Here is a 12612-nt window from a genome sequence, read left to right as displayed (position 1 = left end):
AATTTAAGAAATAACTCCTGAACCTAATAACTCTTCACCTGTATACCAAGCCACAAATTGACCTTCGGTGATGGCAGATTGCTTATTTTCAAATTCAACATAAAGTCCTGAACTGACCTTGTGGAGTGTTGCTTTTTCCAAAGGCTGTCTGTATCGGATTCGCGCTCGTACTTCCATTGTCTCATCCGCTTTTAAAGCTAAATCTTCCCGTACCCAATGCAATTCGTCGTTAGAGACAAATAGTACATTACGCAATAGACCTGGATGATTTTTGCCTTGCCCTGTATAAATGACATTCTCTTCCACATCGGTTTCAATCACAAAAAGTGGCTCTTTGGTACCACCAACGGCCAGACCTTTACGCTGTCCTTTAGTAAAATAATGTGCCCCTTGATGCTGACCGACCACTTTCCCATCAGAAATGGAGTATTCTGGTTTTTTTGCTAAATAGGCTAACTCACGTTCTTTTGTGCTAAACTCGGGTTGACTTTGATTATACATTTCCAAAGAATCCTCAACTTCTACAATAACACCTTCTTTTGGCTTGAGTTGCTGCTGTAAAAATTCTGGTAGACGTACCTTACCTATAAAACAAAGGCCTTGAGAGTCCTTCTTTTCTGCCGTGATCAAATCCTGTGCTTTTGCAATGTCCCGAACCTCGGGTTTGGTGAGTTCACCGATAGGAAATAAAGCCTTCGCCAATTGTGCTTGTGACAATTGACACAAAAAATAAGATTGGTCCTTATTAGTGTCCACTCCTGCCAACAAATGGTGTATTTTGACTCGTTTTCCATTTCGGTTGCTGAGCGTAGTCGAAGTACGACAATAATGACCGGTGGCTACATAATCTGCACCTAATTCCATGGCAATATCCATAAAGACATCAAACTTAATCTCGCGATTGCATAAGACATCTGGATTGGGTGTACGCCCTTTTTCGTATTCATTGAACATATAATCCACAATACGTTCCTTGTACTGCACGCTTAAATCTACAGTCTGAAATGGGATACCCAACTTTTCTGCCACCAACATCGCATCGTTACTATCCTCTAACCAAGGGCATTCATCTGAAATGGTAACGGAATCATCGTGCCAGTTTTTCATAAACAAGCCTATAACCTCGTAGCCTTGTTCTTTTAGAAGATAGGCTGCGACGCTCGAATCTACTCCGCCCGAAAGTCCGACTATAACACGTTTCATAAGTTCTTTTGTCTGAAAAACTTCGGCAAAATTACAAAATAAAAAAGGCAATCCCATCATGATTGCCATATGTAAAAACTATCTATATAATAGCCTAAGGCTATTCGTGTTTTTTAATCACCTTTTGATTGGTATGATCTATCTCTTTGCTGATTTTACCGTTTTTATAATACTTCCAAATACCCACTTTTTTATTGGCCTCATAAGGACCTTCTGAGGTCACATTACCATTAGAGTCGTAATTAATGGTCTTACCATTTAATTTTCCTTCTTTATATATGGATTCACGCAACAAGACCTTATCTTCAGCATACCATTGCGAAGTACCGTCGAGTTCCCCGCTCTTGTATTGTGCCTTTTCGGCAAGATTTCCATTTTTGTAAAATACAGTGCGCTCTCCTTCTAGTTGCCCCTCCTTATTATAATACTCTACAATCATCTTCTCAGGTGAGCCCTTATGATAATATATCCATTCACCAACATAGCGTTTACCATTCATTTTACCTTTACTAATGATTTTCTTTTTGGAAGTATAAAAGGTGACCTCGGCAATACTATCCTTGCCATTAAATACCTTAGTCGCACTTAAAACACTTTTACCTTTAGATAAGGTATAATAGTTAAAGGTATCGATCTCCTTACCATGCTTAAATGTGCCTTCATAACGCTTTTGATCAGTCTGATAATAGTTTTTTGTCCATAAACCGTGACGTTTACCGTCTTTATCGAACTGATTAACCGATTTTTGGGCATAGCCAAGTGTTAAAATTATTGTAAAAATAAAAGTGAGGTAAACTTTTTGTTTAATCATTTCGTACTTTTGGTTAAACAAACTTAATTGTTTGTTGGCAATGTTGAACAATTTTAAAAACTCAAAAAAATGAAAATTATTTCAAAAACATTTAAACTATTGACAGTTTTTCTATTGGTTTTAGGTGTAACTGGATGTAGTGACGACGATGACAACAACGGACCTGGTGTACAGACGACAACTATCATTGATGTCGCAGCTGCAAATGGACTAACTTCTTTGGCAGCAGCTTTAGAAGCTACGGGCTTAACTTCAACTTTACAAGGCACTGGACCATTTACTGTATTTGCTCCAGATAATGCTGCGTTTACAACTTTATTAACCAACGCTGGATTAGATTTAGACAATTTGTCTACAGCAGAAGAAGCCTTAGTAAGAAATATTTTATTGAATCATGTTATTATAGGACAGAACATTTCGTCTACTGATTTGGTTAACCTTGGTTCTGGATATACCAATACTGGAGCCACAGGACCAAATGGCGCTAATTTAAGTTTGTATTTTACTACGACCAGTGGCGTAGTCCTCAACGGACAATCTACAGTATCCAATCCAGATTTAACCGCAACAAACGGTGTTATACATGTAGTAAATACAGTGATTGATTTACCAACTATAGCCACATTCGCTACTACAAATAGCGCGTTATCTACGTTAGTGGCTGCATTGCAAAACGCTGATACAGGTACACCTACTGTACCATGGATTGATACCGTTTCAAACGCCGAGGCAGGTCCTTTTACCGTATTCGCCCCGACAAATGATGCTTTTGGTAATGTATTGACAGAATTGAATTTATCAGGTTTTGGAGAAGGTACTGGCGAATTAAATGCCGCTACAACAGACACAGTACTTACATATCATGTTGTGAATGGTACTAATGTACAGTCAAGCGGACTAGGTGCTTTAAATGGTGTTATTCCTACAATCGGTGGAGACTTAGACTTAGACGGGACTGTCATTACCGATGCCAACGGACGAGAAAGTAATATTCTAGCAACATTAGGTTTGGTAGATATTCAAGGGATTAATGGTGTTGTACACGTTATTGATAGAGTGATTTTATTCCCCTTGAATTAAACGAGAAAAGTGGAGGCTGATTACCTCATTTTTATATTGATTGATTTAGTTAGTAAAAAACCCGGATGCTCATCCGGGTTTTTTTATACATCAGGTTTTCTACTATAGGCTCCATGTAAATCATACGAGATACAAACTTTGATATATGTCTTGGTTCTTTAACTTAATTTCTCTTAATCATCGTACAAGTAGCCTAGCAACACAGAATCTTTAAAGTAATTATAAAGCAGTAATGCCCATAGGCTTCATAAGTCAGATGCACTAAGCACTAAATAAAGAAAAAGCCCTAGTAATACCAGAGCTCTTCATCTTTAATCTTTAATATCTAAAATAATTTATTTCTTCTTGCGTTTTTGCTGTATTTGCTTCTGTTGCTCAGCTTGTTCCATCATCTCAGCCATTTTCTTCTGAAATCTATTTTGCTTTTTGGGCTTGCTTTTGCTCACTTCAATCTTAGCTAACACTTTTTCCTCGTCGATAATATAGTTCTTAATCACCAACATAATCCCTATACTAATAAGGTTGGAAATAAAGTAGTACAAACTTAATCCTGAAGCATAGTTATTAAAGAACACTAACATCAATAAGGGTGAGAAGTAGATCATATACTTCATCATTTTACTCATATCGGGCATTCCTTCTTGTGGTGGGCCTTGCATAGCCGTTTGTTGTCCAGTGGTCATTTTCATGTAAAAGAAAATGGCAATGGCAGCTAATATGGGGAATAAGGCCACATGATCACCGTAAAATGGGATATTAAACGGCAATTCCGCAATAGAATCGTAAGAACTTAAATCGTCTGCCCATAGAAAACTTTTCTGTCTTAAGTCAAAGGCTGTTGGAAAAAACATAAATAAGGCATAGAACACAGGAATTTGCATCAATCCCGGTAAACACCCACTTAATGGACTAGCACCAGCTTTGCTCTGTAATGCCATGGTTTCTTGTTGTGCTTTTAGCTTATTATCCTTGTACTTGGTTCTAATGGCATCGAGCTCGGGCTTTAGGATTTTCATTTTAGCCTGTGATAAGAACTGCTTATACTGCACAAAAGACAACATAATCTTAACCAATACTGTCATGACTATAATTGCAATTCCGTAAGGTAAGAAACCACTTAAAAATCCAAATAAAGGAATAAACAAGGCCTTATTGATCCATCCGAAAATTCCCCAACCAAATGGAATACTTTCCTCTAAACCTTTATCATAGGCCTTAAGGGTTTTTGAATCGGTTGGTCCGTAATATAATCCTAAACTTTTATTAATCTCTCCGCCATTATAGGCTAATGGTATTTTTGAAGTATAGAGTTTAGTGAATAATGAATCGACTTCCTCATCTTCCACTAAATTTTTGGACGTCATATCGACCTTACTAAAAGGCGCATCATTGGCTACTAAAATAGAACTAAAGAAATGCTGTCTATAGGATAACCACTCTACATCTTCAACCGTCTCTTCATCATCTCCCATTTGGGATAGTTTCTCTACACGATCCTTGTCGTGCAGATACGTCAATCGCGTATAGCGATTCTCGTAGCTAATACTCTTGGCATGTCGCATGCCTTTTTGGTGCCAATCTAAATGAATGGGTTGAGATGTATTAAATACATTGCTTAAACCCTGCGACCTAATTGAAAAATCAATCATGTAGTCATCGGGCTTCAATTCGTATCGGTACTCAAGGAAATCAGACTCCGACACTTTAAGTTTCATGGAGACGACTGTGTTATCGCCACTTTTACTCACCGAAGGTTGAAAAGGAAAATCTTGAGTATTTAAGGTTCTATTATCGGATGTACCAAAGGTGATATTGAAATTACTATTCTTATCCTTTACCATATAAATGGGTAGAGAATCATAATCCACAAACTTCTTTAATTGCACTTGGGCCAGCTGCCCTCCTTTTCTATTGAACTTCAGTTCAAAGACATCTGTTTCTACTGTAATTTGATCGTCTCCTGGTAATTCTAAGGCATAGGCAAAGGCGCCTACTTTATTTTGGAGTGCTACACGTTGGGTAGAATCCAGCGTTTTTGTGTTGCCATAATCCTCTTTAGTAGTGACTATAGCTTCGTTTTGTTTACTTGTTTTTTGCTCGGCTTCTACTTGTTCTTGCTCCGCTTTCTTCTGTGCTTCAATCTCTTCCGGAGTTGGTGTGTTTTGATACATCATGTACACCAAGATTCCAAATATTAAAATGAACCCTATGATTGAATTGATATCGAATTTTTTTTCTTCCATAATATGTTCCGAAAATACGGATATATAATTAATGATTTAGACCATTCAAAAAGTTGTCCAAAGTGCATTTAGCGCCAAAGTGGCATATCATTTCTTTTTCTTGTATTTTAAAGCTGCTCCCACAAACGCGACAAATAAGGGGTGAGGATTTGCCACGGTACTTTTGTATTCGGGATGGTATTGCACCCCTACAAACCAATTATGACTAGGAATTTCGATGATTTCTACCAATCCCGTGTCTGGGTTTAAACCTGTAGCTTTCATCCCGGCAGCTTCAATCTGTGTTTTGTAATCATCATTAAACTCAAAACGGTGTCTATGACGTTCTTGGATACTGCTTTGGCCATACACTTTATACGCTATACTATCCTCAACAATATCACAAGCCCAAGCCCCTAAACGCATAGTGCCTCCTTTATTTACTACATTTTTTTGGGATTCCATTAAATCAATGACGGGATGTTGCGTCTGCTCATCCATTTCGACAGAATTGGCATCACTGAGGTTTAAGACATTTCTGGCGTATTCGATTACGGCCATTTGCATCCCCAAGCAAATTCCCAAAAATGGAATGTTGTTTTCCCTGACAAATCTCACCGCATCAATTTTCCCTTCTACACCGCGTTCGCCAAAACCTGGAGCTACCAAAATACCATCTAAATGGCCCAATTTAAAATCGATATTATCTTCGTTCAGATATTCAGAATGGATAGCTTCGACCTTAACCTTGACCTCATTTTCTGCACCGGCATGGATAAAGGCTTCTAAAATGGATTTATAAGAATCTTGAAGTTCTACGTATTTACCAATTAAACCTATGGTAACATCACTTTTAGGGTTTTTGTGACGCTTTAAGAATTCGTTCCAGCGTTCTAAATCGGGTTGGCCACTTTTCAGATCGAGTTTTTCTAAAACTACTTTATCCAATCCTTCATCTAGCATTAAATTAGGGACATCATAAATGGTAGACGCATCTATAGATTGAATAACGGCTTCTTTTTTCACATTACAAAAGCGTGCTAGTTTTTCTTTCAGTCCAATGCTCAGTTCGTGTTCGGTTCTACAGACCAATACATCGGCATGTACTCCACTTTCCATCAAGGTTTTTACACTATGCTGTGTCGGTTTGGTCTTTAACTCTCCAGCAGCGGATAAGTAAGGAATCAAGGTTAAATGTATGACCAGCGCATTATTATCCCCCAACTCCCACTGCAATTGACGCACTGCTTCTATATACGGTAAGGATTCAATATCACCTACCGTTCCCCCAATCTCTGTGATAATAATATCGTATTCACCCGAATTACCAAGAATCTGAATGCGATGTTTTATCTCGTCCGTAATATGTGGAATGACTTGGACTGTTTTTCCCAAAAATTCGCCACGTCGTTCTTTATCAATGACACTTTGGTAGATTCTACCCGTAGTAACATTATTGGCCTGAGAGGTTGGCACGTTTAAAAAGCGTTCGTAATGTCCTAAATCCAAATCCGTTTCAGCCCCATCATCGGTAACATAGCATTCGCCATGCTCATAAGGATTTAGGGTTCCTGGATCTATATTGATATACGGGTCTAGTTTTTGAATGGTAGTTCTATAACCTTGCGCCTGTAGAAGTTTAGCGAGTGATGCGGCTATAATGCCCTTCCCCAGAGAGGAAGACACACCGCCGGTTACAAAAATATATTTGGGATTTGTGGTCATCTTGCGTTTTGGTTGCTGAGCTTTGTCGAAGCATTAAACGCAGGCAAATTTACAAAATTAAACGAGTAATTTCAGAATTGTTTAAGGTTTGTTGATATGTTATTTTTATAGCATGAAACCGGAATACAATTTGTCATCTAATGATGTTCTTACGCGTCTTGTAAAAGCGAACAATATTAAGGATTGGCTAGATTTAGTGAATCATACGAAAGCCTTGCCCTATGGAAGAAATACCAACCGTAAGGATTTTAGTCTCGTCTGGAAAGAGCAAAAAGGAACCTGTAGCTCCAAACATGCCTTTTTAAAGTATATGGCAGATTTGAATGGCATACCGAATATTGATCTTATTCTCGGGATGTATAAAATGAATGTCATCAATACTCCAAAAATTGGCACTGTTTTAGCTAAGTACCATCTCGATTATATTCCAGAAGCACACTGCTATTTGAATAGTAATGGCCAGCGAATAGATGTGACATCTGCCAATTCAGACTTTGGTAACTTCAAAGATGATATTCTATTAGAAAAAACTATTCAACCTGAACAAGTTGTTAAGTATAAAGTTGATTTTCATAAAGCTTATCTAAAAAACTGGATCATAGATAATGATATCCCTTTTAGTTTTGAAGACATATGGGACATCAGGGAGCAGTGTATTGCTAATTTGAGCGATTAGCTGTGTGGAAATTTTCTGATAATACCCTTAGCCCTATCGATTTACCAATTCTACTTCCTAAAATCCCTTTTAATGGTTTGAATCATATCCTCCAACCCATTAATCTTAATATCGTACATCTGCAACATCATTCTGCCCAGTTTCCCTTCAGGAAAGCCTTTCTGTTTGAACCAAGTGTAGTAATACTCTGGGATATCGACGAGATATTCGCCTTTGTATTTACCAAAAGGCATTTTGTAGTGTGCTAATTCTATTAGAGCGTTTTTGTCTAATTCCATAAAGTATCTGTGAAGTTTGATTAGATTCCTGTCTGCACTTCGATGCTTCGACTGCCAGTCCGCTGTACAAGACTTTGGAAGGCGCGGCGCTTCGACAGGCTCAGCGTGACACGCTCAGTGTGACAAATCAATACTATCATGACTTATATTTTTCGAGCTTTTGAAGCTCATCCTTAATATAGGTTTCCCAATACTTCTGAGCGTCAACATTGATGGAATGCTGTGTCTGATCGTCATAGGTTTTTTGGGTTTTATGGAGTGCCTCATTAATTGCTTCATGAATCTGATCCATCTGTGTTTTAATATTTTGGTTAACCACCAAACGATCTAAATGCGCTCTAAATTTACGTGCATAAAGCTCTGTAATATCAAAGTGTAACTGCTCATGGCCCAAAATATAGTCATTCGCCTTATGCTTTAAGTACCATGACTTATTTGGATAAAAATGGGCTTCGACCGAGGTCGTAAATCCAATAATTCTGCGACCCGATGTTTTTACGGAATAGCCAAAGGTCAAACCCGAAGCGGTGAGTGCTACGGCATCGGAATTAGGATTAGGATCCCCTTTAAAGTCTGCCCAGGTGAGTTTACGTGTTTCATCCCATGTCATGGTCTCTTCGTTGGGTAAGGTCCCAACATATAGAAACACAATACAAAGTATGATATGTTTTAATTGCATTTATAGCCAGTTAAAGGTAATATCCTTCTCAATATCTGGATGTAAACTGTAATGCACAGGGCAGGTATTTGCGGTGCGTTCTAAAATGGTTTTGGTCTTATGGTCAGCTTCAAACGGAAAATTAAGTATCACTTTAATCTTTGATATTCGTCTAGGGTCACTCGCCATGGTCTTTGTGACCTCAGCGGTTGTACCAGACATATCAACCTCCATATCTCTAGCTTTAATCCCCATAACCGTTAGCATACAACTTGCCAGTCCTGTTGCAACAGTATCCGTAGGAGAGAACGCTTCACCTTTGCCATTATTGTCCGTCGGCGCATCTGTTATAAACGCATTTCCTGATTTTAAGTGGACACTTTCTGTTCTAAGATTTCCGAGATATGTCACTTTTGAAGTCATTCTAATGGGCTTTTACGATTCGCAAATTATCATATTTAACGATGTACACCGCTTCGTTCTTATAGCCACCAAACAGCGATTTGTTATATCTAAACTTATTCTCAATATATTCAGTCTCAATACTATCGCTTGAGGCTTCGTATAAATTGTCGGCCGTAGCTAATCGCAATAAAAGATCCAAAGTAATGTCAAATCCACGAGCGACATACTTACTAGGAGACACGCCATATACCCGTCTATAGTCTTTGACAAAACTACTATTTTTGATTTCATCAAAATCTTTATTCACCGAAGGGTAATGAAACTTCAAGTTCGACAAATTATTATTATCGATATCCTTACCTTCAAAAGCCCTGTTTTTATCTAATGTCACTAAGACAATTTCAATATCCTCCATGATATGCCCATTAATCATACTTATGACACTAGACGCAAATGGATTACTGTCAGTCTCTAGGAACACTATCGTTTTTCCGGGTTTGAAAAATTCTTCAAACACTGTATGGTAAATAAAATGAGCATCTTTACCTGTTTTTTTATCTTTCTGGGAATAGATTTGCGTTGCAGTAGGAAACTCCCTCTTAAGCATATCGCTGGTAGAGCGATGCGCCTGATCGGCTATAATAACAACTCTTGATTTTAAGCTATCCCTTTTTACAAACTCAATCATGGCTCTTTCCAATAGCTTGTCTTCTGGAATCGCTTGAAACACATTGGTATACACTTCTTTTGGTTTTTTTAGTGCCGCGATTACCGGCACTTTATCGCGTCTTAAAGCCACAGCGACCCTATCAAAGTTATTCTCTTCCATAGGACCTATGACCGCATCATAATCCGAAAAATCATTTTCCGCTAACAACTCCCGAATTCGTGATGCTTGATATCGTGTATCCAACACCTTTAAATCGGTTGAAATCCCCAATTGCTTGGCCGAATCCAAGGCCATTTTTACACCAATATGAAAATCTAAAACAATGGACAATAATCTATTATTTTTAATCATGTCTTTAACCTCTTGGACAGAATCCGTATCAATTCTATCTAGACGATAAGGCATCATTAAAGCCAACTTTTTGGTTTCAAAATTCTTTAGTTCAGAAGTTAACCTCGTTGTTTCAACATCAGAAAGATTCATTGAAGCACTAATAGTGTCTGGTATTTTTAAGACCATTCCTGCTTTTAACCCACCTTCTTTTAATTCCGGGTTTAGGTTTTCTAATTGCTCTTGGGTTAAGCCTGTTTTAACTTTTAATCTGTAAAACCCTTCTTTTGGTAAGACTTCATAATAACTGTAAAGGGAGTCGATCTTTTTTTCGGCTTCACCTTCAATATTAGGCACATTAAGTTCATCACCTGGTTGAATAACAGGCTTCATATCGGGATTAAGTGCTTCCAAATCGGCTACTGTAATTCCGAATTTATAAGCAATACGCCATTTCCCTTCCTTAGGGAGAACGGTATACTTTTTAATGGTATTCTTATAGGTTTGTTTAGAAATAAAGGTCTTATATCTCGGTATTCTGATCTTATCCCCTTTTTTTAGGTTTTCGGAATACAAAAATCGATTCGCTTTTTTTATTTCGTCTTCAGACACACCATATTTCTGGGATAAGCCGTAAAGGGTTTCTTTGCGTTTGACCTTATGTCTTTTATAGCCTATTAATTCTCTTGATTCTTCCTCAATAGGTTCGTTCTTAACCGTTGAATTGGGTATAATTAACACCGTATTGGTTTGAAAATTTGATTTAGCATCGGGATTCAAGGCCAAAATATCGAAAGGGGTAACCAAATATTTTTTGGCTATACTTTCTATGGTTTCACCAGATTTTACCGTATGCTCTGTATAATTTTGAGCACCGAGATTTACGGAAAGACTGATTAGTAATATGCTTAAAAGCTTCTTCATGTATTTAATTTTAGCTTATCCAAGTTTTGGAAACAAAATCGGCTTATAAGTCACTTCTTTATTCCCATTCTATTGTTGCTGGTGGTTTAGAACTAATATCGTACACCACCCTATTAACACCTTTTACTTTATTTATAATTTCATTAGAGGTTTTTTGCAAAAACTCGTAGGGTAAATTTACCCAATCTGCCGTCATGCCATCTGTACTTTCTACGGCTCTTAAAGCCACACATTTTTCGTAAGTACGCTCATCTCCCATTACACCAACACTATTTACTGGCAACAACATGGCTCCAGCTTGCCACACTTTATCGTATAGGTTCCAAGAACGTAAGTTATTGATAAAAATAGCATCTACCTCTTGTAATATACGTACTTTCTCTGCTGTTAGATCTCCTAAAATCCGAATGGCCAATCCAGGGCCTGGAAATGGATGACGACCTAACAACTGTGAGTCCATATTCATGGAAGCACCAACGCGTCTTACCTCATCTTTGAACAAGGTTTTAAGCGGCTCTACAACTTTGAGCTTCATAAAGTCTGGTAAACCACCAACATTATGATGACTCTTAATCGTAGCACTTGGTCCACCCGTAGCCGATACACTTTCAATAACATCTGGATATATGGTACCTTGCGCCAGCCACTTTACATCTTGTATGCGATGGGCCTCATCATCAAAAACCTCAATGAACACGCGACCTATAGTCTTTCGTTTTTTTTCAGGGTCGCTTTCACCTGCTAAGGCATCCAAAAAACGTGCCGAAGCATCTACACCTTTAACGTTTAAACCCATGCCTTCGTATTGATGTAGTACATCTTCGAACTCATTTTTTCTGAGTAGTCCGTTATTAACGAAGATACAATAGAGATTTTTTCCAATGGCTTTATGCAATAACATAGCGGCTACAGAAGAATCTACTCCGCCCGACAATCCTAAGACGACGCGGTCATTACCGAGCTTTTCCTTTAATTCTTGTACCGTCTCTTCAACAAAAGCATTTGGCGTCCAATCCTGTTCAATCTTACTAATCTTTATTAAAAAATTATGTAGTAGTTGATGACCATCGGTCGTGTGATAGACTTCAGGATGAAACTGAATGGCATAAGTATCTTCACCATCAATTTTATAAGCAGCATTTTCAACGTCTTCGGTACTGGCTAAAAGTATCCCTCCTGTTGGAAGCTTCTTAATTGTATCGCTATGGCTCATCCAAACCTGACTACCCTCATGGATATTTTCGAAAAAGTCCTCATCGGTTTTAATAGATCCTAAATGGGCACGCCCATATTCGCGTGTGTTGGATTCCGCTACTTCTCCACCCGAAAAATGTGCTAAATACTGGGCACCATAGCAAACGGCTAGAATTGGTTTTTTTCCTCTTATCCCCGAAAGGTCTGGATGAAGTACCTCATCACCTCTTACTGAATTAGGGCTACCGGATAAAATAACAGCTCTAAAACTGTCAGAATCTGAAGGTATCTTATTAAATGGATGAATCTCGCAATAGATGTTCAATTCTCTCACACGCCTCGCAATGAGCTGTGTATATTGCGATCCGAAATCTAAAATTAGGACTTTGTTATGTTGCATGTGCAAAAATAACAATTGCACTCACAAAGGGGATTT

At 38.1% G+C, this 12612-nt stretch carries 11 protein-coding genes; 2 read left to right on the top strand and 9 right to left on the bottom strand.

Annotated elements, in window-relative coordinates; genetic code table 11:
- Positions 1-3: 3 nt before the first annotated feature.
- Positions 4-1203 carry a tRNA 2-thiouridine(34) synthase MnmA gene (gene mnmA / locus ACO052_RS09900; RefSeq protein ID WP_422107850.1) on the bottom strand — a complete coding sequence of 400 codons (1200 nt, stop codon included), beginning with the start codon at positions 1201-1203 and terminating at the stop codon, positions 4-6.
- A gap of 100 nt (positions 1204-1303) precedes the next feature.
- On the bottom strand, positions 1304-2014 hold the full coding sequence (locus tag ACO052_RS09895; RefSeq protein ID WP_422107849.1) for a toxin-antitoxin system YwqK family antitoxin: 711 nt from the start codon (positions 2012-2014) through the stop codon (positions 1304-1306).
- Between the two features lie 69 nt (positions 2015-2083).
- Here ACO052_RS09895 and ACO052_RS09890 point away from each other — a divergent pair, with 69 nt between their 5' ends.
- Complete coding sequence (locus ACO052_RS09890) at positions 2084-3094, top strand: fasciclin domain-containing protein (protein WP_422107848.1); 1011 nt, start codon at positions 2084-2086, stop codon at positions 3092-3094.
- A 335-nt stretch (positions 3095-3429) separates the two neighbouring features.
- Here ACO052_RS09890 and yidC read toward each other — a convergent pair whose 3' ends face one another.
- The gene (gene yidC / locus ACO052_RS09885; protein WP_422107847.1) at positions 3430-5337 is read right to left on the bottom strand and encodes a membrane protein insertase YidC; all 1908 of its coding nucleotides are present in this window, start codon (positions 5335-5337) and stop codon (positions 3430-3432) included.
- Between the two features lie 87 nt (positions 5338-5424).
- The gene (locus tag ACO052_RS09880) at positions 5425-7041 is read right to left on the bottom strand and encodes a CTP synthase (protein ID WP_422107846.1); all 1617 of its coding nucleotides are present in this window, start codon (positions 7039-7041) and stop codon (positions 5425-5427) included.
- Between the two features lie 112 nt (positions 7042-7153).
- Between ACO052_RS09880 and ACO052_RS09875 the strand changes: the two genes are divergently transcribed.
- Positions 7154-7717 carry a hypothetical protein gene (locus ACO052_RS09875; protein WP_422107845.1) on the top strand — a complete coding sequence of 188 codons (564 nt, stop codon included), beginning with the start codon at positions 7154-7156 and terminating at the stop codon, positions 7715-7717.
- Positions 7718-7767: 50 nt separating this feature from the next.
- Here ACO052_RS09875 and ACO052_RS09870 read toward each other — a convergent pair whose 3' ends face one another.
- The 5 genes from ACO052_RS09870 to guaA form a co-directional block, all read right to left on the bottom strand.
- The gene (locus ACO052_RS09870) at positions 7768-7995 is read right to left on the bottom strand and encodes a DUF3820 family protein (RefSeq protein WP_422107844.1); all 228 of its coding nucleotides are present in this window, start codon (positions 7993-7995) and stop codon (positions 7768-7770) included.
- Positions 7996-8131: 136 nt separating this feature from the next.
- Positions 8132-8674 (bottom strand): DUF922 domain-containing protein, encoded by a 543-nt coding sequence (locus ACO052_RS09865; protein WP_422107843.1) that lies wholly within the window; start codon positions 8672-8674, stop codon positions 8132-8134.
- Positions 8675-9076, bottom strand: coding sequence for an OsmC family protein (locus ACO052_RS09860; RefSeq protein ID WP_422107842.1), 402 nt, complete (start codon positions 9074-9076; stop codon positions 8675-8677).
- Position 9077: 1 nt separating this feature from the next.
- Positions 9078-10982 (bottom strand): LysM peptidoglycan-binding domain-containing protein, encoded by a 1905-nt coding sequence (locus tag ACO052_RS09855; RefSeq protein ID WP_422107841.1) that lies wholly within the window; start codon positions 10980-10982, stop codon positions 9078-9080.
- 58 nt (positions 10983-11040) lie between these two features.
- On the bottom strand, positions 11041-12576 hold the full coding sequence (guaA, locus tag ACO052_RS09850) for a glutamine-hydrolyzing GMP synthase (RefSeq protein ID WP_422107840.1): 1536 nt from the start codon (positions 12574-12576) through the stop codon (positions 11041-11043).
- Positions 12577-12612: the final 36 nt, after the last annotated feature.

The sequence above is a fragment of the Winogradskyella sp. genome, assembly GCF_965228925.1.
GTDB lineage: Bacteria > Bacteroidota > Bacteroidia > Flavobacteriales > Flavobacteriaceae > Winogradskyella.
This window is presented reverse-complemented; position numbering and strand designations above follow the sequence as displayed.

Excerpts from the sequence above, each read along its gene's own strand:
- mnmA (WP_422107850.1), bottom strand. The coding sequence starts at position 1,203 with ATGAAACGTGTTATAGTCGGACTTTCGGGCGGAGTAGATTCGAGCGTC.
- ACO052_RS09895 (WP_422107849.1), bottom strand. The coding sequence starts at position 2,014 with ATGATTAAACAAAAAGTTTACCTCACTTTTATTTTTACAATAATTTTA.
- ACO052_RS09890 (WP_422107848.1), top strand. The coding sequence starts at position 2,084 with ATGAAAATTATTTCAAAAACATTTAAACTATTGACAGTTTTTCTATTG.
- yidC (WP_422107847.1), bottom strand. The coding sequence starts at position 5,337 with ATGGAAGAAAAAAAATTCGATATCAATTCAATCATAGGGTTCATTTTA.
- ACO052_RS09880 (WP_422107846.1), bottom strand. The coding sequence starts at position 7,041 with ATGACCACAAATCCCAAATATATTTTTGTAACCGGCGGTGTGTCTTCC.
- ACO052_RS09875 (WP_422107845.1), top strand. The coding sequence starts at position 7,154 with ATGAAACCGGAATACAATTTGTCATCTAATGATGTTCTTACGCGTCTT.
- ACO052_RS09870 (WP_422107844.1), bottom strand. The coding sequence starts at position 7,995 with ATGGAATTAGACAAAAACGCTCTAATAGAATTAGCACACTACAAAATG.
- ACO052_RS09865 (WP_422107843.1), bottom strand. The coding sequence starts at position 8,674 with ATGCAATTAAAACATATCATACTTTGTATTGTGTTTCTATATGTTGGG.
- ACO052_RS09860 (WP_422107842.1), bottom strand. The coding sequence starts at position 9,076 with ATGACTTCAAAAGTGACATATCTCGGAAATCTTAGAACAGAAAGTGTC.
- ACO052_RS09855 (WP_422107841.1), bottom strand. The coding sequence starts at position 10,982 with ATGAAGAAGCTTTTAAGCATATTACTAATCAGTCTTTCCGTAAATCTC.
- guaA (WP_422107840.1), bottom strand. The coding sequence starts at position 12,576 with ATGCAACATAACAAAGTCCTAATTTTAGATTTCGGATCGCAATATACA.